21 protein-coding genes and 1 tRNA gene are annotated in these 22947 nt (G+C 63.8%); 12 read left to right on the top strand and 10 right to left on the bottom strand.

All coding sequences use genetic code 11. The annotated features are described in order from the left end of the window. The first annotated feature begins 172 nt into the window (after window positions 1-172). The 3 genes from ASR47_RS03020 (at window position 173) to ASR47_RS03010 (ending at window position 5255) form a co-directional block, all read left to right on the top strand. Window positions 173-595 carry a divergent PAP2 family protein gene (locus tag ASR47_RS03020; protein ID WP_065306289.1) on the top strand — a complete coding sequence of 141 codons (423 nt, stop codon included), beginning with the start codon at window positions 173-175 and terminating at the stop codon, window positions 593-595. A 244-nt stretch (window positions 596-839) separates the two neighbouring features. Next, window positions 840-2027, top strand: coding sequence for an efflux RND transporter periplasmic adaptor subunit (locus ASR47_RS03015; RefSeq protein ID WP_065306288.1), 1188 nt, complete (start codon window positions 840-842; stop codon window positions 2025-2027). A gap of 3 nt (window positions 2028-2030) precedes the next feature. After that, window positions 2031-5255 (top strand): efflux RND transporter permease subunit, encoded by a 3225-nt coding sequence (locus ASR47_RS03010; RefSeq protein WP_065306287.1) that lies wholly within the window; start codon window positions 2031-2033, stop codon window positions 5253-5255. A gap of 101 nt (window positions 5256-5356) precedes the next feature. Here ASR47_RS03010 and ASR47_RS26375 read toward each other — a convergent pair whose 3' ends face one another. The 6 genes from ASR47_RS26375 to ASR47_RS02980 form a co-directional block, all read right to left on the bottom strand. Continuing rightward, on the bottom strand, window positions 5357-5713 hold the full coding sequence (locus ASR47_RS26375) for a hypothetical protein (protein ID WP_082988706.1): 357 nt from the start codon (window positions 5711-5713) through the stop codon (window positions 5357-5359). Window positions 5714-5942: 229 nt separating this feature from the next. Further along, the gene (locus ASR47_RS03000) at window positions 5943-6863 is read right to left on the bottom strand and encodes an SAM hydrolase/SAM-dependent halogenase family protein (protein WP_082988705.1); all 921 of its coding nucleotides are present in this window, start codon (window positions 6861-6863) and stop codon (window positions 5943-5945) included. 18 nt (window positions 6864-6881) lie between these two features. Beyond that, window positions 6882-9362, bottom strand: coding sequence for a TonB-dependent receptor plug domain-containing protein (locus ASR47_RS02995; protein WP_245714245.1), 2481 nt, complete (start codon window positions 9360-9362; stop codon window positions 6882-6884). Window positions 9363-9477: 115 nt separating this feature from the next. Further along, window positions 9478-10356: an NAD(P)H-hydrate dehydratase gene (locus ASR47_RS02990; RefSeq protein ID WP_065306285.1), complete on the bottom strand. Its 879-nt coding sequence runs from the start codon at window positions 10354-10356 to the stop codon at window positions 9478-9480. Between the two features lie 12 nt (window positions 10357-10368). Beyond that, complete coding sequence (locus tag ASR47_RS02985) at window positions 10369-11133, bottom strand: histidine phosphatase family protein (protein WP_065306284.1); 765 nt, start codon at window positions 11131-11133, stop codon at window positions 10369-10371. 78 nt (window positions 11134-11211) lie between these two features. Continuing rightward, entirely contained in the window at window positions 11212-12612 is a 1401-nt protein-coding gene (locus ASR47_RS02980; protein ID WP_065306283.1) for an L-cystine transporter, read from the bottom strand. Between the two features lie 352 nt (window positions 12613-12964). On the opposite strand from ASR47_RS02980, the gene ASR47_RS02975 reads away from it, so the two are divergent. Continuing rightward, a complete protein-coding gene (locus ASR47_RS02975) occupies window positions 12965-13354 on the top strand; it encodes a hypothetical protein (protein WP_065306282.1) in 390 nt (129 codons plus the stop codon). Further along, window positions 13351-13890 (top strand): hypothetical protein, encoded by a 540-nt coding sequence (locus ASR47_RS02970; protein WP_065306281.1) that lies wholly within the window; start codon window positions 13351-13353, stop codon window positions 13888-13890. The genes ASR47_RS02975 and ASR47_RS02970 overlap by 4 nt, the downstream gene beginning before the upstream one ends. Here ASR47_RS02970 and ASR47_RS02965 read toward each other — a convergent pair. Together ASR47_RS02965 and ASR47_RS02960 are read right to left on the bottom strand one after the other, a co-directional pair. Continuing rightward, window positions 13887-14480: an IMPACT family protein gene (locus ASR47_RS02965; RefSeq protein ID WP_065306280.1), complete on the bottom strand. Its 594-nt coding sequence runs from the start codon at window positions 14478-14480 to the stop codon at window positions 13887-13889. The genes ASR47_RS02970 and ASR47_RS02965 overlap by 4 nt on opposite strands. A 98-nt stretch (window positions 14481-14578) precedes the next feature. After that, a tRNA-Lys gene (locus ASR47_RS02960) sits at window positions 14579-14654 on the bottom strand. Window positions 14655-14737: 83 nt separating this feature from the next. Here ASR47_RS02960 and ASR47_RS02955 point away from each other — a divergent pair. After that, entirely contained in the window at window positions 14738-16228 is a 1491-nt protein-coding gene (locus tag ASR47_RS02955) for a YDG domain-containing protein (RefSeq protein ID WP_065306279.1), read from the top strand. Between the two features lie 58 nt (window positions 16229-16286). Here ASR47_RS02955 and ASR47_RS02950 read toward each other — a convergent pair whose 3' ends face one another. Then, complete coding sequence (locus ASR47_RS02950; RefSeq protein ID WP_065306278.1) at window positions 16287-17042, bottom strand: SDR family NAD(P)-dependent oxidoreductase; 756 nt, start codon at window positions 17040-17042, stop codon at window positions 16287-16289. Between the two features lie 143 nt (window positions 17043-17185). Then, window positions 17186-18274: an NADH:flavin oxidoreductase/NADH oxidase gene (locus ASR47_RS02945; RefSeq protein ID WP_065306277.1), complete on the bottom strand. Its 1089-nt coding sequence runs from the start codon at window positions 18272-18274 to the stop codon at window positions 17186-17188. A gap of 91 nt (window positions 18275-18365) precedes the next feature. On the opposite strand from ASR47_RS02945, the gene ASR47_RS02940 reads away from it, so the two are divergent. The 6 genes from ASR47_RS02940 to ASR47_RS02915 form a co-directional block, all read left to right on the top strand. Then, entirely contained in the window at window positions 18366-18680 is a 315-nt protein-coding gene (locus tag ASR47_RS02940; RefSeq protein WP_065306325.1) for an ArsR/SmtB family transcription factor, read from the top strand. A 61-nt stretch (window positions 18681-18741) separates the two neighbouring features. Next, the gene (locus ASR47_RS02935) at window positions 18742-20124 is read left to right on the top strand and encodes a hypothetical protein (RefSeq protein WP_150127665.1); all 1383 of its coding nucleotides are present in this window, start codon (window positions 18742-18744) and stop codon (window positions 20122-20124) included. Between the two features lie 131 nt (window positions 20125-20255). Then, window positions 20256-21386: an acyltransferase family protein gene (locus tag ASR47_RS02930; protein ID WP_065306275.1), complete on the top strand. Its 1131-nt coding sequence runs from the start codon at window positions 20256-20258 to the stop codon at window positions 21384-21386. 92 nt (window positions 21387-21478) lie between these two features. Further along, window positions 21479-21967, top strand: coding sequence for a VOC family protein (locus tag ASR47_RS02925; RefSeq protein ID WP_065306274.1), 489 nt, complete (start codon window positions 21479-21481; stop codon window positions 21965-21967). Between the two features lie 121 nt (window positions 21968-22088). Continuing rightward, window positions 22089-22268: a BrnA antitoxin family protein gene (locus tag ASR47_RS02920; protein WP_065306273.1), complete on the top strand. Its 180-nt coding sequence runs from the start codon at window positions 22089-22091 to the stop codon at window positions 22266-22268. A 276-nt stretch (window positions 22269-22544) separates the two neighbouring features. Then, window positions 22545-22947, top strand: a 403-nt coding sequence (locus tag ASR47_RS02915; RefSeq protein ID WP_483790119.1) for an IS21 family transposase, incomplete at its 3' end; no start/stop codon positions are given.

The following is a 22947-nucleotide window of genomic DNA, read 5'->3' as shown; positions in this document are numbered from 1 at the left end:
ATTGTTGTATATGCCATGATTTTATATTAGTTGCCGCAGCGCGCCGCGTTTAATACGTCTGAAAAATACGCATGAAAAATGGCGGTGCTGCCACGGCGGGCGATCTGCGATAATTGCGGCGCGCCTGGAATGGCATCTGACCAACATCTACATAGATATAGAAGGAACACCCGTGGATATCGCTTACCTTGTCACGCCCCTGATAACCTGGATACTGGTCGGCCCGATCAAGTTCCTGATCAACAGCGCCCGCACGCGCCAATGGGCCTTCGGCCTGGTCGGCAATGGCGGCTTTCCCAGCAACCACAGCGCCGTCGTGTCCAGCATGGCGACCCTGATCGCGCTGCGCGAAGGCATCGGCCACCCGGCTTTCGGCGTGGCCGTGACCCTGGCCTTTATCGTCATCATCGACGCCAACAGCCTGCGCCAGCACGTCGGCAAGCAGGCCGCCGCCATCAACCGCCTGGCGAAGGAAGCGGGCAGCGTGGCGCACACCCATTTGCGCGAGCGCATGGGCCATACGCTGGTGGAAATTGCCGGCGGCCTGTGCACGGGCGTGGCGATCGGTTTCCTGGTCAACGCCGTCTTCAGCTGATCCGTTTTATTCCATCTGTCAATCCCCAACCCCGCCACCCGGCGGGGTTTTGCGTTTCAGGGCGTAAAAACTACGTTTCACCCCCCGATTCCGGCATTACAGGAATCGGCCGATTGACATCGCCGGAGACGCTCATGGATACTCTGGCGCTTGCGGTTTTAATAAAAAAATAATCGTGCGTGTCGCCAGCGCCTTACCCGGTTGCCAGTTTGATATGCACTGCCTTCTATCCGGAGAGTTACCCATGTTGCGCAAAACCCTGTTCGTCCTGGCCATCGCTTCTGCACTGGCCGCTTGCGGAAAAGAGTCCAAAGACCCAGGCAAGGGAGGCGGCAAGGATGGCAAGGATGGCAAAACCGCAGCCGGCGCGGCAGCCAGACTGATCATCTCTCCGGAAGACATGCTGACCATCGAAAGCAATGCGCTCGCGTCGGGCCCGGTGATTACCGGCTCGGTGCAGCCCGAGCGCAATGCGGACCTGCGCGCCGAAGTGTCGGCGGTGGTGATCCAGGTGCTGAAAGAAAACGGCGAAGCCGTGAAACGTGGCGATATTCTCGTCAAGCTGGACGAAACCTCGATCCGCGACAGCCTCAATTCGGCCGAAGAAGCCAGCCGCGCCGCCAGCCAGGTGCTGGAGCAGGCCGAACGCATGTTCCAGCGCATGAAGACCCTGCGCGCCTCCGGCATGACCTCGACCCAGGCGCTGGAAGACACGGAAATTCGCCGCAACAATGCACAAAGCGACCTGTCGGCCGCCAGGAGCCGCGCCGCCCAGGCGCGCCAGCAGCTGCAGCGCACCCTCGTGCGTGCGCCGTTCGACGGCATCGTCAGCGAGCGCAAGGTGTCCAACGGCGACACGGCGCAGATCGGCAAGGAACTCATCCGCGTGATCGACCCGACCAGCATGCGCCTCGAAGGCCTGGTGTCGGCCGACAAGATCGGCGTGGTCAAGGTGGGCCAGGCCGTGCGTTTCCGCATCAACGGCTATCCGGGCCAGGACTTCCTGGGCAAGGTGCGCCGCGTCGATCCGGCCGCCAACGCCGTCACGCGCCAGGTGGCGGTGCTGGTCGATTTCAATGACAAGACCCAGCCGCGCGTGGCCGGCCTGTACGCGGAAGGGCGCATCGAAGCCGACAGCGTCAGCGCCGTCATGATTCCCGATTCCGCGCTGGTCAAGGCCGGCGACCAGACCTATGCCTGGACCGTGAAAGACAAGGCGCTGCACAAGACCGTGCTGCGCATCGGCGCGCGCGATATCCGCACCGGCCACTGGGAAGTGCAAAGCGGCCTGGCCAGCGGCGACACCGTGCTGCGCACGCCCGGCTCGACCTTCAAGGACGGCCAGCAGGTGGAACTGGCGGTGCCGAAAAAGCTGCCGGCCGCCGCCGTCGCCAGCAGCGCCAGCGCGCCAGCCGTTGCCAAAGGAAACTAAGCCATGTTCCTGTCCGATTTCAGTATCAAGCGGCCCACCGCCACCATCGTATTGATCCTGGCGATGATGTGCGTCGGCCTGCTGGCGCTGTCGAAACTGCGCGTCAACCAGAATCCCGACGTCGAAGTGCCGTTCATCGTCGTCAGCATTCCCTATCCTGGCGCCTCGCCCGACACGGTCGAGCGCGAAGTGGTCAACCGGCTGGAAAAATCCTTGCAGAGCATTTCCGGCGTAACGGAAATTAACAGCTCGTCCAACGAAGGCTCGGCCAGCATCTTCCTCAAGTTTTCCTTCAAGACCAATCTGATCGAAGCGTCCGACGATATCCGCAACGCGATTGCCGCCGTGCGCTACAAGCTGCCACTGGAAATGCGCGAACCGATCCTGCAGCGCATCGATCCGGGCGCCGAACCGATCATGCAGCTGGCGCTGTCGTCGAGCTCGCAAAGCCACGCCGAAATCTCGCGCCTGGCCGAAGACGTGCTGTCGGACCGCTTCCGCGCCGTCGACGGCGTGGCACTGGTCAATGTGGGCGGCTCGCTGAAACGTGAACTGTCGGTGCTGCTGCGCGCCGAAAAGCTGCGTGAATACAATGTGTCCGTCAGCGACGTGGTGACGGCCTTGCGCAACCAGAATACCAATGCGCCGGTGGGCAAGGTGCGCGGCAGCCTGGACGAGAAAAGCATCCGCCTGGTGGGGCGCATCGAGTCGCCGTCCGACTTTGAACAAGTGGTGATCAAGCGCCGGGGCGACGAGATCGTGCGCCTGGCGCAAGTGGCCACCATCCAGGATGGATTTGCCGAAGTCAACAGCATGAGCGTGCGCAGCGGCAAACCGAACGTGGGTATCTCGATCACCCGCGTGCGCGACGCGTCCACCGTCAGCGTGGCCAACAAGATCCGCTCGATGATGGTGGAAATTAACAAGACCCTGCCCGAAGGCACCAAACTGGAAGTGACGCGCGATGGCGGTGAAAACGCCCAGCGCAGCCTGAACAATGTGATCGAGTCGCTGGTGCTGGGCGCCGTGCTGACCATCTTCGTCGTCTACGCCTTCCTGAACTCCTGGCGCTCGACCCTGATCACAGCGCTGAGCCTGCCGACTTCGGTGATTGCGGCCTTTATCGCCGTCTGGCTGTGCGGCTTTACCCTGAACTTCATGACCTTGCTGGGTTTGTCGCTGGCAATCGGCGTGCTGATCGATGACGCCATCGTGGTGCGCGAAAACATCGTGCGCCACATGCAGATGGGCAAGGACCGCCGTACGGCGGCGCTGGAAGGCACGGCCGAGATCGGCCTGGCGGTGGCCGCCACGACCTTCTCGATTATCGCCGTGTTCATTCCCGTGGCCTTTATGCCCGGCATCTCGGGCGAATGGTTCCGTCCGTTCGCCTTGACCGTGACCTGCTCGGTGCTGGTCAGTCTCGGTATTTCGTTTACGCTCGACCCGATGCTGTCGGCCTACTGGGGCGACCCGGCCGACCACCACACGGCGCCGAAAAGGGGCATCAGTGCCGTACTCGACCGTTTCAATCACTGGTTCGACCACCAGGCCGACCGCTATGGCAATGTGATCGCCTGGGCCCTGCATCACCGCCGCTCGATGGCGCTTATTGCCGTACTGAGCCTGGCCGGCGCCATCGTCCTGCATGCCACGCATGGCGGCACCAGCTTTTTGCCGGCGTCGGACTCGGGCAATCTGATGATCAATGTGCGCACGCCGTCGTCGAGCAGCATCGAGTACTCGCGCCTGAAACTGGAAGCGGCGGCCGTGCTGGCGCGCACTTTGCCGGAAACCAAGGATACCAACAGTTCGGTCACGGCCGCTGGCGGGCGCATCTATGTCGATATTGGCAAGCGCAACACACGCAAGCGCTCGGCCAAGGAAGTGGCGGTCGAGCTGCGCGAGAAAATGTCGCGGCTGGTGGGCGCCGAATACGTGGTGCAGGATGATTTGAGCAACGGCTCGCAAAAGCCGATCCAGGTGGAGTTCACGGGTCCGGATTCGCGCAAGTTGATGGAAATCACCAACGCCTATATGGACAAGCTGCGCCTGGTGCCGGGCGCCGTCGACGTGGGCCTGTCGGAACAGGACCCGAAGAACGAACTCAAGATCGAACTGAACCGTGGCTTGGCCAATTCCATGGGCATTTCCGTCAATGATGCGGCGCAGTCGCTGCGGGTGGCGTTTGCCGGCGTGGAAGTGGGCGACTGGGTCGATCCGACCGGCGAGACGCGCGATGTGGCCGTGCGCCTGCATCCCGACGACCGCGTGGCGTCCGAGAATATCGAACGCCTGCCGATCAGCGTGACAGGCACCAGCCAGATGGTGCCGCTGGACCAGATCGCCAGCATCACCATGGGCAAGGGTCCCTCCGGCATCGAACACAAGGACGGCAAGCGCACCATTACCGTGTCGGCCAATGCGCAGGGCCGCTCGAACGGCGAAGTGACCACCGACGCCATGAACCTGGCCAGGTCGATCGACTTCCCGCCCGGCTACGGTCTGGCGCTGGGCGGCGCCGGCCAGGACCAGCAGGAACTGTTTACTGAAATGCTGATCGCGCTGGTGATGGGTATCGGCCTGATGTATCTGATTTTGGTGATGCAGTTCAATTCCTTCACGGCGCCGATCGCGGTGATGATGTCGCTGCCGCTCAGTTTGATCGGCGTGGTGGTGGCGCTGGTAATCACCAATAACACCCTCAACCTGATGAGCTTTATCGGCATCATCATGCTGATGGGACTGGTCGCCAAGAACGCCATCCTGCTGCTCGACGCGGCGCGCAAGCGCGAAGAGGAAGGCTACGGCCGCGAAGACGCACTGATGCACGCGGGCCGCATGCGCTTGCGCCCCATCCTGATGACGACCTTCGCCCTGATTGCCGGCATGTTCCCGGTTGCGCTGGGTCTGGGCGAAGGCGGCGAGTTCTATCGTCCGCTGGCCATCGCGATTATCGGCGGCACGATTACCTCGACGATATTGACCCTGCTGGTGGTGCCAACCTTCTACGACAGCATCGAGATCGCCCGCGATGGCGCCGTGGCCAAGTTCCACTGGCGCGCAGGACGCATGAACGTGGCCTTCGCGCTGCTGCTGACCCTGATCGAATGCGTGCTGACCTTGCTGATGATCCGCTTTATTTACCGCATGCTGAAACAGGCCGTGCTGTTCCTGATGGGACGGCGTACGCCAGCGGCCAGCGCGCCTGTCAGCTTGCATAAATAAACAAGGCTTGCTGCAGGCAGGACAAGCATAGCCGGGGTCAGACCCTCAATGCCGCAAGCTCAGAGTTCATTGCTAACGGGCGAGGGGGCTGATCCCAGGTTTCAGCTGCCGCTCGGCGGTGGCGGCGTGGTGCCGGTTCCTGTACCACCGGTTCCCGTACCCGAGCCGCCCGTGCCACCGGTTCCAGGCGTGGTCGTGTCGCCCGGTGGTGTGGTGGTGCCATCAGGCGTGGTCGTGCCTGGCGTGGTGCCGCCCGGAGTGGTGGGCGTGGTGGTGTCAGCCGGTGGCGTGGCGGGCGTGGTGGTGGTGTCGGCCGGAGGAATGGCTGGCGCGGGATTGGTGGCGGCTGGCGAGTTGGCCGTGCCGGTATCATCGCGCTTGTTGCAGCCGGCCAGCAGCGCACACACGATCGCGCTGCCGAAGACAAGTTTGCTGGTGGTGGTCAGTGTTGCCGTCATGATTTTCCCTTTCGGTTGGAGCCTGTCAGTGGAAGCCGTTGCGGAGCTGTAACAAGGCTGGCATCGCTTGCCAAAATTAGAGTGAATGGCGAGCGACAGGTTCACGACTTTTCGGAAACGACAGCGATGGCGCAGAGGAACACGTGATTGTGTTTGCGCTGGCGCAAACAATAGTGAAAATATGAGGAATGGCCAGGACGAACGTCCTGGCCGCGGCAGCGTTTGCTACTTATTTGTTGTTGACCTTGCTTACTTCCACTTCCCAGTCCACGCCGGACTCGATATGGTGTTTGGCGGCAAAGTCGCCCTGGCTGATGGCCACTGCCACGTCCAGCAGGCTGTTCAGGTAGACCAGCGGCTTGCCCTTGGCCACGCCGCCAAACGTGTGTTCGAACGGCGCCGTGACTTTTGCCACCTGCTTGCCTTTGTGCAGGATGCGCACTTGCAGCGGATCGTGCAGCTTCACCTGCAACTCATCGAGCAGCGCTTTCGGGATATTCGTCCACACATTGCCATACTTGACGTCGAGCACGGGCACGATGCCGCGGATGGTATTGCCGTCGCGCACAGCGTGCTGGTAGGCGATCTTCACCACCGACTCGCTCGGCAAGACCGGCCCCACCTGTTCAAAGCTGATGGCGCCCGAGGCCAGCCGTGCGCCCACATAGGCGTACACATCGCGGCCATGGAAGGTGTAGGACTCGGCGGAACCTGCCAGGCGGTTGACTTTTTCGTCGATCTCGCGCAATTCGGCCACGCCGTCGCGTTCGGCGATCAGGGTAAACAAGCCATTGTCGGGGCCGACGAAATAGCGGCCATTTTTTGTTTTCAGCACCACCGACTTGCGCGCGGTACCCACGCCGGGGTCGATCACCGAGACAAACACCGTGCCTTCGGGCCAGTAGTTGGCGGTCTGGTACAGGCGGTAGGCGCCGAGCCAGATATCGTAATCGGGGATCTGGTGCGTCAGGTCGGAAATCGTCAGTTTCGGGTCGACGCCATAGGCCACGCCATGCATGGCCGAGACGGCGCCGTCGGCCGTGCCGAAGTCGGTCATCAGCACCAGCGGCGTTGCGGCCTGGGCGTTGGACAGCAGCAGGGCGCCCAGGCAGGCGCCGGCGACGAGTTTCGACATTTTCTTGATGATCATGGGGTCTTTCATTGCGGGTTAAAAGGTATAGCCGAGCTTGGCGTAGAAATACGCGCCGTTCACGCCGATCGGGTTGATGAAATTGTAGGGCAGGGCGCCGCCGTAGGTGGCGTTATTGGTCTGGCGCACGCGCTGCGGATAGCGGTCCAGGATATTGTTGCCGCCCACGCTCAAGGTCAGCTGTTTGGAGAGTTTCAGCTGGCCTTCCAGGTCCAGCGACCAGACGGCGCCGAAGCGCTGCGCGGCAATGCCGTCGATCAGGGGCGCCTCGCTGTCATACGAAAAATCCTTCAGTTCGCCAAAGCGCGTGGCGCGCGCCTGCACGCCCCAGCTTGCCGCCTGCCAGTCGGCACCCAGGATCAGCTTGCTGTTGGGCGAGGCGTTCCGGATGCGAAACAGGCTCGTTTGCGTCAGCAGGGTCAGCTCCGGGTCGATGGCGGAGAGCGCACTGGAGCTCTGGCGCACCTTGTCGAGGCTGGTCTTGTTCAGGTTCAGGGCCGCATTCAGGTTCAGCTTGCCGCCAGCAAAGCCCAGGTCATGGTTCAGCACCACATCGAGGCCCTTGGTGCGCGTGTCGAGCAGGTTGGCCAGGTAGGCCACCGAGTCGATATCGCTGCGCCCTTGCTGCGCCAGGTAGGCCGTCACGGCATCGCTTTGCAGGTCGCTCGACCGGGTGATGCGGTCGCGGATGCGGATCAGATAGGCGTCCACCGTCAGGCTGGTGGCCCTGGCCGGTTTCCATGCCAGGCCCAGCGACAGATTGGTCGATTTTTCCGGTTTCAGGTCCTGCGCACCAAAGCGGCGGGCCAGGCTGTCGCTGGCCGGCAGCAGGGCCGACGTTTGCAGCGCCGTGCCGTCCGCATTGAAATTCAAGGTGGCGAAGCGGAAACCGGTTTGCACCAGCGCCGGCGCGCGGAAGCTGTTCGACAGCGAGCCGCGCAGCAGGAAATCGTCGCTGACTTTATAGCGCGCCGATACTTTGCCGGTGCTGGCGCTGCCAAAATCGCTGTAGTCCGAGTAGCGCGCTGCCGCGCCCACCAGCAGGCGCTGCGTCAGATCGGTTTCCGCATCGAGGTAGACGGAACGGATCTGGCGGCTGCCGTCATACGTGTCGGACGGGCGCAGGCCAGGACCGGCCTGCGCCCCCGGCGGCGCGCCGGTCATGCTGCCTGCCGCATACGAGGCCGGGTCGCCGGCCGAGCTCTGATAGGTTTCACGCATCCATTCGGCGCCCACCGCCAGGCTCAACGGCGCCGGCAAGCCGATTTCGATGGCACGCGTGGCGTCGAGGTTCAGCGCGTTCTGGCGGAAGTCGAAGCTGGCCAGGTGAAAACGGGTGGGGCTGGCCGCGCCGAGCGAGGCGTTGACGGACTGGCTCACGCCATAGTCAAAACGGTCGCCGCCGTGGCGCGCGCTCAGGTCCCAGCTCCAGCTGGCGGACGTGCCGCGCAGGCCGGCCACCACGCTCACGTCGCGCTTGTCGCCATGGGTGACGGGCCGGTAGCCGTTCGGGTACAGGGCCGGCACGTTCGACGGGTCGCCCGGATAGCGGAAGTAGGCACTGCCGTCGGACTTGCGGTCGTTGACGGTGGCAAACGAATACGCATCCAGGCCATTTTCCAGCGGCAACAGCGCGTTATAGAAGGCATAGTTGTTGTGCTGGCGCGAGTCGCCCGACTTGAACACCACCTTGCCGTCGAGCGCCTGGTCGGCCGGTGTGAAATTGGACGAGGTCCAGCCAGCATCGCTGGGGCCGGCGCGCTCGGTCGGCGAGCGGCGCCGCGTTTCCGCGCCAAACCGGAAGTAGCCGGCGTCACCGAGCGGCACGCCATAGTCGGCGTTGACGATGGTGCTCTGGCCGTCGGTCAGGGTCTGGTCCGTCGGGTCAAATTTGGTATGGTTGGCGCCGTAGCTGACCGAGGCCGCGCCGCCCGTGCGGGCTTTTTTCAGCACGATATTGATCACGCCGGCCACCGCATCGCTGCCGTACTGGGCACCGGCGCCGTCGCGCAGGATCTCGATATGGTCGATGGCGCCCGGTGGAATCGCATTGATGTCGACCGGCACCGTGCCCGAAAAGCTGCTTTCCGTGTCGAGCACGGCGCTGGTATGGCGGCGCTTGCCGTTGATCAGGACCAGCACCTGGTCCGGCGCCAGCCCGCGCAACTGGATGCCGCGCACCGAATCGGACGCGCCGCTCGATTCGATGCGCGGGAAGTTGATCGACGGCGACAGGTTTTGCAGCGCCGCACCGACGTCGCCGGTAGACAGGGCATTGCTCACTTCGCGCGCGCCAAAGCGGTCGATCGGCACCGTGCTGTCGAACACGGTGCGGTTGCGCACGCGCGAGCCGACTACCGTGACCTGGTCGATGCTGGCGGTTTCAGCTGTATCGCTAACTTGCTGCGCCCAGGCCGGGGATGACAGCATGGCGCAGGCCAGCACGATGGTGCGCAAGGGTGTGGCGGGGGCAGTAGCGGAAGAATGGCGAGGTGGCACGGCGGTCCTTTAAGCTTGATCATGTGGAAACAGTTGATCGAAGCTTAAGGGACGGCGGCGGCCGGGCTAACGATTCTTTCCGGATATGCTTATGCTGTTGCTTATTTGCATCGTCTCAGGCTGCCAGATGGCGCAGCAAGGCCGGCACCTCGGCCGGAATCTCGCGCGCCAGGTAGCCGAGGATGCCAAAGCGCAAGGCCAGCTGCTCGCCGGCCAGCGCATGCAGGGCAATGCCCCAGGCGCAGGCCTGTTCGAGCGGCGCGCCGCGCGCGGCCAGGCCGGTGATGATGCCGGCCAGGGTGTCGCCCGAACCGGAAATGGCCAGGCCCACATTGCCGCCCGCGTGCGACCAGCACTGGCCGTCGGGCGTGGCGATCAGGGTGGTGGCGCCTTTCAGCGCCACCACCGCGTTCCAGCGCTGCGCCGCCGCCAGGGCCGCTTCTTGCGGATCGGCCAGGATGGCTTCCTTGCTCTGGCGCGTCAGGTGCGCCATTTCGCCCGCATGCGGCGTGAGCAGGGCCGGCTGGGCAAAGCGGAACTGGGCGTGATTGGCCACCACGTTCATGGCGCAGGCGTCGATGATCAGCTGGCTGTTGGCAAACACGGGCAAAAGACTGTGCATCAGTTCGCAGCTGGCCGCGTCATCGCTCATGCCAGGCCCGACCAGCACGGCGCCGACCTTGCCGGCCAGCGGCGCCAGCCGTTCTTTCGCTTCGCGCCGGAAGCCTCCGTGCGCCGTTTCTTCCAGCCCGATCACCTTCGCTTCCGGCATGGCGACGGCCACATGCGGCGCCACGCTGGCGGCGGTGGCCAGGGTCAGCTTGCCGGCGCCGGCGCGCAGGGCGGCGGTGGCGGCCAGCAAGATGGCGCCGGGCATTTCACGCGAGCCGCCAATGATGAGCAAATGGCCGCGCACTTCCTTGTCGCCGTCGGGCGTGGGCATCGGCAGTGGCCAGCCGCGCAGCAGGGCGGGGGTGATGGCGATGGCGTCCATGGCAGCTCCCGCTCAGGCCTTGGGCGCGGCCGGCATGTCGGGCTGGGCCGTGACCGGCGTGCCCGATTGCTCCAGTGGCGCGACAAAATTGCACAGGTCCAGCTGCAGCTTGCCATGCTTGCCCAGCGCGGGATTGAAGGCATACGATGTGACGCCGCAGTTGGGCACGTCGGCCGCCTTGTCGATGGCCAGAATGGCCTGCTCGTCGCAGCGTTCAAGCAGGTAACGCAAGCAGTTGACGATCACCTGGTGGCCGACGATCAGCACGCGCTCGCCGCGGTATTCGCGGGTAACGGTGTCGAGCACGCTGCGCAGGCGCAAAATGACATCGCACCAGCTTTCGCCGCCGGGCGGCCGAAAATAGAACTTGCCCACATGCTGGCGCTGCTCGTGCAGTTCCGGGTATTTGCTGGCGATGCCGTGCACGGTCAGCCGGTCGAGAATGCCGAATTCCTTTTCGCGCAGGCGCTCGTCGGCCACCACCGACACCAGGCTCGATTTGTCGAGTTTGCCCAGCACCGCCTGTGCCGTTTCGCGCGCGCGCACATACGGCGAATACAGCACCACGGTCGGTTGTTGTTCGGGGGGCAGGGTGAGAAACCAGTCGCCCAGCGCCTGGGCCTGCTGTTCGCCCAAGGTGGACAGGGGCACATCGACATCGCGCTCGGCGATGCTGATCAGGAGCTGTTTTTCGGCTTCGGCGGTATCGCGCGCCACGTTGCCGGCGCTCTGGCCATGACGCACGATCCACAGTTGTTGCGGCCATTTCTGTTCCATCGCCTGCCTCTTTCGTTCATATCAATTGATTATCAATATAGACGAAAGCGGCAAACCATGGCGCTCAGGTGCTGAGGCTTACACTGCGTGCTCGGCCTCGTCCAGGTCGGCCGCCGTCTCGCTGTTGTAGATGGCCAGGTCGGTCTGCCCCATCACGCGGCTGGTGACGGTGCCGGCCGTGATCGAGCCGCTGACATTGAGCGCCGTGCGGCCCATGTCGATCAGCGGCTCGACGGAAATGAGCAGGCCGGCCAGCGCCACCGGCAGGTCCATCGCCGACAGCACGATCAGGGCGGCAAAGGTGGCGCCGCCGCCGACGCCGGCCACGCCGATCGAACCGATGGTGACGATGGCCAGCAAGGGCAGCAGGAAGCTGGCGGTAAACGGATCGACGCCGACGGTGGGCGCGATCATCACGGCCAGCATGGCCGGATAGATGCCGGCGCAGCCGTTCTGGCCGATGGTCGAGCCGAACGAGGCGGCGAAGTTGGCGATGCCTTCCGGCGTACCCAGGCGGCGGGTCTGGGTCTGCACGCTCATGGGAATCGAACCGGCGCTGGTGCGCGAGGTGAACGCAAAGGCCAGCACGGGGAACACTTTTTTCACGAAGCGCAGCGGGTTCAGTCCCGTGCCCGTGATAATGGCCAGGTGCACCAGGAACATCAGGAACAGGGCGCTGTACGAGGCCACCACGAAATTGATCAGTTTTAATATATCGGTGTAGCTTGAACTCGACACCACCTCGAACATCAGCGCGAACACGCCATACGGCGTCAGGCGCAGCACCAGGGTGACCATGCGCATAACGATGGCGTGCGCCACTTTCATGAACTGCTCGAAAGACGCGAAGATCTCGGGTTTTTTTGCGGCGATGCCGGTGGCCGAAATGCCGATAAAGATGGCGAACACCACCACCGCGATGGTCGAGGTCTTGCGCGCCCCCGTCATGTCGAGGAAGGGGTTGGCCGGCACAAAGCTGACCAGCAGTTTCGGCAGCGACAGCGCCTTGGCCGTTTCCAGTGAGCCTTGCAGCTGCACGCCGCGCGCCACTTCGGCCGCGCTCGAGGTCAGGCCGACTGCGGTCAGGCCAAACAGCTTGGCCATCAGGATGCCGATGGCGGCCGCCACCGTGGTGGTGACCAGCAGGATGCCGATGGTCAGCACACTGATCTTGCCCAGCGAACTGGCGTCCTTGAGCTTCAGAATGGCCGAGATGATGGACACCATAATCAAGGGCATGATGATCATCTGCAGCAGTTTGACGTAGCCGCTGCCGACGATGTCGAGGTATTCATTGGTGCCGGCGATGGCGGGCGCGTCGGCGCCATAGATGGCTTGCGCGGCCGCACCCAGCAGCACGCCCAGGCCCAGGCCGGTAAATACGCGCACGGTAAACGTGGCGTGGCGGCTTTGCTGGCGGAACATGAAGGCGAAGACGGCCAGCGCGACGATCAGGTTAACAATGATGGGGATTGCCATAGGAAGGCCTTATCTTGGTTTTATTGGTGTTTGCTGCACACGGCATTTTATAGAACTTTGCTCCAAGGAACATTGCACGTGCTTGCCACGGGAGGGCAGCTACTCTACCGTACTATGGGGGCGTTCCTGTCGAACCGGCTGCGAATATTACGCTATAAGAATAGACCAGCCTGTTATAAGCCCTGCGGTGGAGGGTAAAATGGTGCGCCTCATGCCAGCAAGGCGCGTACTTTTCAACCGGGAAAACATGAATCAATTCAAGCAAGCACAGTTACTGACTGCGCAAGAACGGCCGCGCCTGGCCATGAAGATGGTCGCCGCCCCTTGCGGCGTCGTCGCGTAGGGGGCGGCCATGGATCATCGCTCCAAAGGCTGGCTGGTCGAAGCCATTATCGCGGCCGGGCCCGCTACCGTGGCCATCGCGGGCGGCTTTCCCGTGCTGCTCTACAACCTCGTGCGCACCTGGTCGGAGGCGCCCGAAGCCAATACCGTCACGGCATTGGTGCTGGCGGCCAGCCTGTGGGCCCTGGTGCAATTCTGGCGCATCGCGCTGGCCACCGTGGCGCGCAAGGCCTATGCCTTCGACTGGCGTTTCTGGCTGGCGGTGGCCGGCTTGCTGGCCGCCGGCGTGCATTTCCTGCCAGCCATGCCGGCCGGACTGGCGCTGATCCTGGTGGTGTTGCCGGCCCTGGCCTGGCTGCATTTTATCTTGCTGCAAATGAAACGCCCGAAGGACGCATGACGCCGCCGGCCACGCCCATCACCGCCACGCTGGCCGCGCTGGCCAGCCTGGTCGAGGCGCTCGAAGCGATCGAGTCCAGCCATTTCGGGCCGCAACTGGCACAGGCCGGCACGGCGCATGCCTATCATGACATTGCGCTCGAGCTGGCCTATGCAAGCAATTCCAGGTGGCTGCGCGACACTGGCGACGAGCGCGTCCATCGTATCCTGAACGACATCCAGCCCTTGCTGGCCAGCATCAATGCGTTTTTCAGGATCAAACTGTGGCCAACCTCGACCGCACAAAACCAGCGCTGGACGCATGCGTTGTCACGCGATCCGGCCGCGCGCTATGCCGTGCGCGATGACGGCTCGCTCGAGATCAGCCTGCTCGACGCCAGCTTGCATGGCGAGCTGCTGTCGGTGCGGCGCCTCTGGAGTCATGTCAGCAACTATTCCGGTTCCATCACGGCGTTCGAGCTCAAGCTCGATGCGGACCAGCTTGCCGAATGCAGGCAGCGGCTGGCCAGCCTGCGCAGTTTTCCCTTGCCGGTCTAGTCCGGTTCGCCGAGCCAGGCGATGCGCCCGTTGCCGGCCTCATGCAGATGCGCCAGCAGCGCGCTGGCCGCACCTTCGGCCAGGCTGAAGTCGAACAGCACCGCCTCGTCGTGCGCCACTTCCAGCAAGGTCGCGCCAGCGGCATCGAGTTCGCGCCGCAACATGCCTTCCATCGCATACGGCACCGTGCAGCGAAGCTGGCGCTGGCGCACGATGGCGGTCTTTTCCGCCTGCAGCAGCGCCTGCGCCACGCTGTCGGTATAGGCCCGCACCAGCCCGCCCGCGCCCAGTTTCACGCCGCCCCAATAGCGCACCACGGTCGCCAGTACCCCTTCCAGGTCCTGGTGGCGCAGCACGTCGAGCATGGGCCGCCCCGCCGTGCCGCTCGGCTCGCCATCATCGACGGCCGCCGACTGTCCGCCCGCCAGCAGCGCCCAGCACACATGGACCGCGCCCGGATGCTGGGCCTTCAAGCCGTTGACGACCTGCTGCGCGCTGGCGCGGTCTGTCATCGGCTGCACGCAGCCGATAAAACGGCTTTTCTTGATGATCAGTTCGCTGTGGACGGGAGCGGCGATGGTAAAGGGCATGGGCTTGAGTTCAACTGGAATGCCAGCATGATAGAACATGCGCGCTGAAATGCAAAAAGCCAACCGGCGAGGGTTGGCTTTTACATCAAGCAAATTCTTGGTAGGCCGTGCGGGATTCGAACCTGCGACCAACGGATTAAAAGTCCGCTGCTCTACCAGCTGAGCTAACGACCCAAGGGCGGCTATTATGACCGGCGGCAAGGAATTTTTCAAGGTAAAGTTGCTACCTCTTCAAAATGAGCAATGGAAGTGCTGGATTGTGTAGCTACGGCAACGGCAAGACTGTCAAGGTCGAAGGCATCGTCTTGATCGGCACAGATGCTGGCAATTACACGCTGACCAGCAATGCCGCCAGCACCACCGCCGACATCAGCCGCGCCGCCATCAATGCCGTCACCGGCATCACCGCCGGCAGCAAGACTTATGACGGCACCACGGCAGCAACGGTCAACACGTCCGCCGCAGCGTTTAACGGTATGGTCACCGGCGACAGCCTGAACGCCAGTGCCAGCGGAACGTTTGCAAACAAGAACGCGGCCACCGGCAAGACGGTCAGTGTCAGCGGCATCGCCCTTGGTGGTGCCGACGCCGGCAACTACACGCTGGCCAGCAACACCGCCAGCACCACGGCCGACATCAGCCGCGCCGCCATCAATGGCGTGACCGGCATTAAGGCCGGCAGCAAGGTCTATGACGGCACCACGGCGGCAACGGTCAGCACCGGCAGCGCGGTGTTTGCCGGCATGGTCGCTGGCGACAGCCTGAGCGCCAGCGCCAGCGGCGCGTTTGTCGACAAGAACGCGGCCAAAGGCAAGACGGTCAATGTCAGCGGCATCGCCCTGTCTGGCTTTGACGCCGGCAATTACACGCTGGTCAGCAATCAAGCCCGCGCCACGGCCAACATCACGCCGGCCAGCCTGGTGGTGGCCGCAACCGGCGCCAACCGTGTGTACGACACCACCAGCAATGCCAGCGTGGCGCTCAGTGACAACCGCATCGCCGGCGATGTGCTGAGCATCAGCAACACCGGCGCCAGCTTCGCCACCAAAAATGCCGGCGTGAACAAGACGGTGACGGTGAGCGGCATCGCCCTCGGCGGTGCGGACGCGGGCAACTACGTGGTCAACACCACGGCCAGCACCACCGCGACCATAGGCCAGGCCGCGCTGTCCGTGCGGGTGGACAGCGCCGCGAAAAACCAGGGCAGTGCGAACCCGGCCTTCACCGCCAGCTACACCGGTTTGCTGGGCGCCGATACGGTAGTGGGCGAGGTGGGCGGTAACCTGGCGTTCACCACCGACGCCACCGCCGGTTCGGTAGTGGGCGCCTACGCGGTGTCGGCGGGCGGACAGACCGCGGTCAATTATGCGCTGGCCTATACGCCAGGCGTATTGACCGTCAATCCGAACCAGGCGCCGCCGGTTGCGGCCCCCACGCCAGCGCTGCAAGCGGCCCTGTCCAGTGCGCTGGGCACGCTCGCCGTGGCGGCTTCGCAAGGCGATATGGTGCAGGCAAACACGCCTCCCGCCTTGCCGGCGACGCAAGACGCCGTGACCGGCAAGGACGATGCTGCTGTCGCCACCACGCAAGCGTTAGCCTTTGCCAGCCGCGCTGCGCCGGTGCTGCAAGTGCAAGCGGGGCCGGTGGTCAATACCAACGTCGTGCCGGGTCTGCGCCTGAGCGTGGTCGGCGCCGGCCTGCGCATGCCGGCCGGCGTTGGCGACAGCGCCAGCGTGGAAAGCGAGTAAGGGCGCCAGGCGTGGGGTGGTCAACTGACTCGCCGTGGAAGGCCGGGCGACCTTTCGATTACGTTGCCAGCTTGCGCTTGATGTTCAGCGGGCCATAGCCCTGGCAGGTCGGCATCATCTCGATGCGGTTGACGTTGATATGCGGCGGCAGGGTGGCGATCCAGTAAGCAGTCTCGGCGATGTCCTCGGCCGTCAAAGGCTGCGTGCCCTCGTAGACCTTGGCCGCCGCTTCGTCGTTGCCTTTCAGGCGCACATTGGAAAACTCGGTGCCGCCGCACAGGCCCGGCGCCAAATTGGTAGCGCGCACGCCGGTGCCGACCAGGTCGGCGCGCAGGTTCAGCGTGAACTGCTCGACAAAGGCCTTGGTGGCGCCGTAGACATTGCCGCCGGGGTAGGGCGTGTCGCCGGCAACCGAGCCCAGGTTGATGATGGTGCCGCTGCCGCGCGCCACCATGGCCGGCAGCAGTGCGCGCGTCATGGCGACCAGGCCGCTGATATTGGTGGCGATCATGGTGTCCCAGTCTTCCAGCGACGCCTCATGGGCAGGCGCCACGTTCAGCGCCAGGCCGGCATTGTTGATCAGCACGTCGATGGCTTGCCAATCGGCCGGAATGCTGTCGAGCGCGGTGCTGATGGAAACCTTGTCGGTCACGTCCAGCAGCAGCGGCAGGGCGGCCTCGCCCAGCTCGGCGGCCAGCGCCTGCAGGCGGTCGGCGCGGCGCCCGCTGATGATTGCCCGGTGGCCGTTGCGAACAAAGGTGCGCGCCATTGCGGCGCCAAAGCCGGCGGTGGCGCCGGTAATAAAGACGATCATCGTGTGTCCCGTTGGTCTAGTAAACAGTGTAGGGATAAATTGTAGTCGAAGCATGCGACGGCCGTGCGGGTCGCTCGTCGCTGGCACCGGCGTGGTCCTGGCGCCGGTGCGAATATGCGCTTTGCTGTTCCTGACGGGGGCTATCAGTAGCGTTCCAGCCAGTGCGCGTACGGCGCCGGCATGGTCCACGAGGCGCGCGGCAGGCCCAGTTCCTTGGCCGCGAAATACGCCCAGTGCGGATTGGCCAGGTGGGCCTTGCCGACCATCACCACGTCGAGCTGCTCGTCCTTCACCACTTGCTCGGCGATGGCCGGCGTGCCGAAGCCCCAGGCCGACGAGACCGGCACGCCCGCTTCGTTACGCACGCGTTCGGCGATCGGACCCATGAAGGCCGGGCCCCAGGGTATCGTCGCGTCGGGAATGGTAAAGCCCATGCTGACGCTGATCATGTCCATGCCGGCGTCCTTGAACTGGCGCACCAGGCCGATCGACTCCAACAGGGTTTCTTCATCGCGGCCGTCGAATTCGATCACGCCGAAACGGATCGTCAGCGGCAGGTGTTCGGGCCAGACTTCACGCACGGCTTTCAAGGTTTCAAGCAGGAAGCGGCTGCGGTTTTCCAGGCTGCCGCCATAGATATCGTCGCGCTGGTTGGAATGAAACGAGAAAAAGCTCTGGCCCAGGTAGCCGTGGGCGAAATGCAGCTCCAGCCATTCGAAGCCCACCTCGCGCGCGCGCACGGCGGCGTTCACGAAATCCTGGCGCACGCGGGCGATATCGTCCAGGGTCATGGCGCGCGGCACCTTGCCCAGGCCGCCGCCAAAGGCGATCGCCGACGGCGCAATCGTTTCCCAGCCGCGTGGATCACCTTCGGCGATATGGTCGTCGCCTTCCCATGGACGGTTGGCGCTGGCCTTGCGGCCGGCGTGGCCGATCTGGATACCTGGCACCGCGCCGGCCTGCTTGATTTCCTTGACGATGGGCGCGAAGCCTTGCGCCAGCGCATCGCTCCAGATGCCGGTGCAGCCGGGGGTGATGCGCCCTTCCGGCGAAACAGCTGTCGCTTCGACGATCACCAGGGCGGCGCCGCCACGGGCCATGCCGGCGTAGTGCGACAGATGCCATTCATTAACCAGGCCGTCATTGGCCATGTACTGGCACATCGGCGGCACGGCGATACGGTTGCGCAGGGTAATATCTTTGAGGTGGTAGGGCTGGAACAGGGCGGACATGGTGGCCTTTGCAAAAATGAGTGGTTGGTTCTGTACTTCGAAAGTTTTCGAAGAATGGAAGGAGTATAGCGTATCGTGTATGATTCTGCCCATGCGACCACACAAACACCCACCAGCCAGCGAATTCGTCCTTGAGCGCGTACTGTACGCCCTCAGCGATACCATACGCCTCGGCATCGTGCAGCACCTGGCCCGCGTCGATGCCGCCGCCTGCGGCGACCTCGACGGTGGGCGGCCCAAGTCCACCGTGTCGCACCATTTCAAGGTGCTGCGCGAAGCCGGGCTGGTGTGGACCGAAAACACCGGCACCACCCACATGAACCGGCTGCGTCGGGCCGACATGGACAGCCGCTTCCCGGGCTTGCTGGCGGCGATCCTGCGGCAATCCGGCGCAAGCGACAGCTGAGTTGCCGTAGAATATCTTCGATATTGCTGATCTTCCAGCAATCACCGGGGAACCCACACGCATGCCAGCTTTTGCGCGCTCTGCTTTTTCCTGGCTTGCGGCCGCCATGCTGCTGGCCGCCTGTTCGCCGTACACGGAGCCGCCCGAAGGCCCTTACGCCGGCGTGCTCAAGCGCGGCGAAAGCGTCACTGAAGCCACTCCCGCCGGGCCATTCACGGCCCTGTCCATCATGTACCGCCAGGGCGGCGGCTTTTTGACGTCGACCCAGATCGCGTCGATGCGGCTGCTGTACCGCGACAGGGTGCTGATCAAGCAGGCCGAAGACCTGACGCGCTGGGATGGCCTGGAGCCGCCCGTGTATTTTGCCGAAGTATTCGAAAACTACGACCGGGTGCTGCAGATTGCCTATGAACGCGATGGCAAGGCGGTGGTGGAAAATCTGCCGCTGGCTGTTCAATACCGTGCCACCAAGGCGTATCCGCACGGTTTTCCGATGGCGCCTGGCCTGCTGTATTTTCCGGGCGACATGCGGCCAGGCTTCCTGCTGCGCGCGCTACCGGTGAAGACCACCGTGGTGCCCCAGACGCTGGCCGATCAGTACAACCTGTATGCCAACACCCTGGCCGCGATCTCGCCGGACGGCGCCGCGTTTGCCCTGGTCGACAGCCATGAGGCGCCATCGATGGTGATGGTGGTCGATGCCGACGGCGGTCGGCGCGACGCGATCGCCCTGCCCAGGACGTATCTGCCCGAAGCGCTCGACGAACACGTCAATCCGTATGTGCGCATATGGGAATGGGCGCGCACCACCCTGGCCTGGTACAAGAATGGCGCCGGCAAGTGGGAGGTGCGGCCAGTGGCTGCGGCTGGCGCGCCGGCCAATGCGGTCGAGGAATTGTTTCTCGATGACCGCACCGGCTACACGCAATGCTTTGCCGCCAGCAATGCCCGCTGCCTGCCGGCCTGGCGCAGGGCGAATGCGGCGCAGTTGCAGCAGACATTCGGCAAAGACTACGCGCCGCCGTTTGCCTATGTGCCGCCAGCGGCTGCCCGGGCGTTCGGCGCCAACGTCTCGCTGCTGCTGCTCTCGGCGCAGGGGGGAGGCGGCACCGGCGCGGCGTATTCCGCCTATGTCGATGGCGCCCAGGAGGCGGTTGTCGCGCAGTTGGCGGCACGCCTGGAGAGCCGCCATATCGCCTTCGTGCGCGCGGACCAGTGCCCGCGCCGCACCGACTACCGCGGCCGGTGCGAAGCGCTGCTGGCGGAAAAGCTCGGGCATACCGAGTCGGTCGGACGCGAGCTGGAGCAATTGATCATGAGCATGGAAGAGCAGCCAGGTGTGCTGTTTGTGCTGCCGACCATGGCTGTGGCGGTGCGGCCACGCCCGGAAGGCGGCAGCATCATTCAAACCATGCTGCGCGCGGATTTTTCACGAAAAGATTAATTCCAACAGGCAACCGCGCGTCACCGCATTGCCCAGCTCGGCTATCATGTCGGCCTCTCGGGAAAATCATCGTCCACGCGCCAGTTCGCGCGGGGGGCGGCGAGAAGTACCTGGCAAGGCAAGGACAGGGCATGACGGCAGCAACAGCAGTTCAGGCGGACCTAAAAAATCGTCCGCAGTTTGGTTGGATCAATGGTTTGAAAGCGGGCGCGGCGCAACTGATCGTGTTGCACCACCTGGCGTTTTACGGCCCGATGTCGGACTATGTGCAGCCCATGTGGCCAGCCCTGCTGGACTGGCTGGGCGACAGTGCGCGCATCGCCGTGCAGGTGTTCCTGGTGATCGGCGGCTTCCTGGCCGCCAAGTCGCTGTCGCCTGCCGGCTTGCCGGGACTGGCCGCGTCGCCTTCGCCGCTGTCGGCGATCTGGCGCCGCTATGCCAAGCTGGCGCCGCCCTTTGTCGCCGCCACCCTGATCGCGGCGCTGGCCAATGCGCTGGCCTTGACCCTGATGAGCCACGATTCGATTTCGGCGCCGGCCACCTTCGGCCAGATCGGCGCCCATGCGCTGCTGCTGCATGGCGTGCTCGGCTATGAGTCGCTGTCGGCCGGCGCCTGGTATGTGGCGATCGACTTTCAACTGTACGCGCTGGCGGCGCTGCTGTTCTGGAGCACGGGCCGCATCGCCGGCGAGCGGCGCCGGCCGTGGCTGGTGCCGGCCATCGTCGCCTTGGGCGTGACGGCCTCGCTGCTGTACTTTAACCTGGACTCTGGCTGGGACAACTGGGCGCCATATTTCTTCGGCAGCTATGGACTGGGCATGCTGGCCTGGTGGGCCAGCGATCCGCGCCGCCAGGGCCATGCCGCCACCGTCATGATGCTGTTGCTGATCGTGCCGGCGTGGCTGGCGCTGGCGGTTGAGTTTCGCACCCGCATCGAGCTGGCGCTGGCGGTGGCCTGCGTGCTGTTCCTGTGCGGACGCAGGGTCAAGGTATTGTCCGGCCCGCTTGGCGCCGCCGTCAATACCCTGGGCCGTATTTCCTATGCCGTGTTCCTGATTCACTTCCCGGTCAGCCTGCTTGTCAATACTGTTTTTGTGCGCTACGCGCCGCTGGAGCCCGAATGGCAGGCGCTGGGCATGCTGACGGCCTGGGCCGCCAGCCTGGGCGCCGGCGCGGCGTTCCACCGCTGGGTGGAAGTGCCGCTGGGCCGCATGGTGCAGTCGCTGGTGGGCAAGGCGCTGGTGCGGCCAGTATCGGTGTAAATATCGGCGCGATTGCCTGCCCGTAAGGTGCTGGCCTGCCAGGGTTTTTCCTTGTACATTACGATGAGCACGCACCTTCAAGGAGAATCACGATGGCAAAGAACACGATCTGCCTCTGGTACGACCACGAGGCGCAAGAGGCCGCCAACTTTTACGCCCAGACTTTCCCCGACAGCGGCGTCGGCGCGATCCACCATGCGCCTTCCGATTACCCGGGCGGCAAGGCCGACGCCGTGCTGGTCGTGGAATTCACTGTCTGCGGCGTGGCCTGCGTGGGCCTCAATGGCGGCCCCACCTTTAGGCATAACGAAGCATTCTCGTTCCAGATATCGACCGAGGACCAGGAAGAAACCGACCGTTACTGGAACGCCATCGTCAGCCACGGCGGCACCGAGAGCGCCTGCGGCTGGTGCAAGGACCGCTGGGGCATATCGTGGCAGATCACGCCACGCGTGCTGACCGACGCCATGGCGCAAGGCGGCGAAGTCGCCCGCCGCGCCTTTGCGGCGATGATGGAGATGGGCAAGATCGACGTGGCGCTGATTGAAGCGGCGGTGCGGGGAGAGGCGGCACCGTCGTAGCTTTCAATGTTGATGAGCAAGTCTGAAAATACGTGCATATCAGAGGCAGCGAGGAAAGCAAATGAATGCGAAATTGAAAGATATGGCCAAATCCTGGAGTGATCCGGACGATGCGCCGTAATTGACGGAAACGTTTTTCGAGCAAGGCAGGTGGGAAGTGGTGGGCAAGGCCGTGTCGGGCCGTCAGGCGCAAGCAGAGCTTGCCGTGCGACGTGGCCGGCCTGCGGGCAGCGGCAACAAGGTCAGCACCACGATACGCTTCGATACCGAGATTCTCGATGCCTTCAAGGCGACGGGGTAGGGCTGGCAAACACGCATGAATGATGCGCTCAAAGAATGGCTGCTGGGTATTCCGGACGAACGTGACCAGTGATTCCGGCATCGTGACCAGCCATTCCGTTTGAACGTGACCGCCCATTCCGGGCGAACGTGACCGATTTCGGGCATTGTCCGGAATCAGCGGTCACGATACCGGAATCGCTGGTCACGATGCCGGAATGGTGTTGTACAGCGCAGTGATGACGTTACGCATTTTGCAACCGAACGGGTAGGCTCCCAGCTTTTGACTGGAGATGGCGTGCCCGCACCGAGGATCAATATGCGTAAAATTAAGGACGTACTACGACTCAAACTTGACGCCAAATTGTCGCACCAGCAGATTGCCAATGCACTTGGCCTGTCTAAAGGTGTGGTCACGAAGTACGCCGGCCTGGCTGCGGCAGCTGGCCTGGACTGGCTCACTGTACAAAGCATGGACGAGGCGGCACTGGAGCGGCGCCTGCTGGTCGGCGCCCAAAAGGCGAGTGACTATGTGCAGCCCGATTATGGCTACCTGCACCAGGAACTGCGCCGTAAGGGCATGACGTTGATGCTGCTGTGGGAGGAGCACCGCGCCGACTATGCCGATCGCCAGACCTACGGCTACACGCAGTTCTGCGAAAACTACCGCCGCTTCGCCAGGCAGCTCAAGCGCTCGATGC

This window comes from Janthinobacterium psychrotolerans, assembly GCF_001677885.1.
Taxonomy (GTDB): domain Bacteria; phylum Pseudomonadota; class Gammaproteobacteria; order Burkholderiales; family Burkholderiaceae_D; genus Janthinobacterium; species Janthinobacterium psychrotolerans.
The sequence above is the reverse complement of the archived record's forward strand: the minus strand, read 5'-3'. Positions and strand labels throughout refer to the sequence as shown.

Excerpts from the sequence above, each read along its gene's own strand:
- ASR47_RS02965 (WP_065306280.1), bottom strand. The coding sequence starts at position 14,480 with ATGCCCTTTACCATCGCCGCTCCCGTCCACAGCGAACTGATCATCAAG.
- ASR47_RS02985 (WP_065306284.1), bottom strand. The coding sequence starts at position 11,133 with ATGGAACAGAAATGGCCGCAACAACTGTGGATCGTGCGTCATGGCCAG.
- ASR47_RS02930 (WP_065306275.1), top strand. The coding sequence starts at position 20,256 with ATGACGGCAGCAACAGCAGTTCAGGCGGACCTAAAAAATCGTCCGCAG.
- ASR47_RS02925 (WP_065306274.1), top strand. The coding sequence starts at position 21,479 with ATGGCAAAGAACACGATCTGCCTCTGGTACGACCACGAGGCGCAAGAG.
- ASR47_RS02990 (WP_065306285.1), bottom strand. The coding sequence starts at position 10,356 with ATGGACGCCATCGCCATCACCCCCGCCCTGCTGCGCGGCTGGCCACTG.
- ASR47_RS02935 (WP_150127665.1), top strand. The coding sequence starts at position 18,742 with ATGCCAGCTTTTGCGCGCTCTGCTTTTTCCTGGCTTGCGGCCGCCATG.
- ASR47_RS26375 (WP_082988706.1), bottom strand. The coding sequence starts at position 5,713 with ATGACGGCAACACTGACCACCACCAGCAAACTTGTCTTCGGCAGCGCG.
- ASR47_RS02975 (WP_065306282.1), top strand. The coding sequence starts at position 12,965 with ATGGATCATCGCTCCAAAGGCTGGCTGGTCGAAGCCATTATCGCGGCC.
- ASR47_RS02950 (WP_065306278.1), bottom strand. The coding sequence starts at position 17,042 with ATGATCGTCTTTATTACCGGCGCCACCGCCGGCTTTGGCGCCGCAATG.
- ASR47_RS02980 (WP_065306283.1), bottom strand. The coding sequence starts at position 12,612 with ATGGCAATCCCCATCATTGTTAACCTGATCGTCGCGCTGGCCGTCTTC.
- ASR47_RS02970 (WP_065306281.1), top strand. The coding sequence starts at position 13,351 with ATGACGCCGCCGGCCACGCCCATCACCGCCACGCTGGCCGCGCTGGCC.
- ASR47_RS03000 (WP_082988705.1), bottom strand. The coding sequence starts at position 6,863 with ATGATCATCAAGAAAATGTCGAAACTCGTCGCCGGCGCCTGCCTGGGC.
- ASR47_RS02940 (WP_065306325.1), top strand. The coding sequence starts at position 18,366 with ATGCGACCACACAAACACCCACCAGCCAGCGAATTCGTCCTTGAGCGC.
- ASR47_RS03015 (WP_065306288.1), top strand. The coding sequence starts at position 840 with ATGTTGCGCAAAACCCTGTTCGTCCTGGCCATCGCTTCTGCACTGGCC.
- ASR47_RS02945 (WP_065306277.1), bottom strand. The coding sequence starts at position 18,274 with ATGTCCGCCCTGTTCCAGCCCTACCACCTCAAAGATATTACCCTGCGC.
- ASR47_RS03010 (WP_065306287.1), top strand. The coding sequence starts at position 2,031 with ATGTTCCTGTCCGATTTCAGTATCAAGCGGCCCACCGCCACCATCGTA.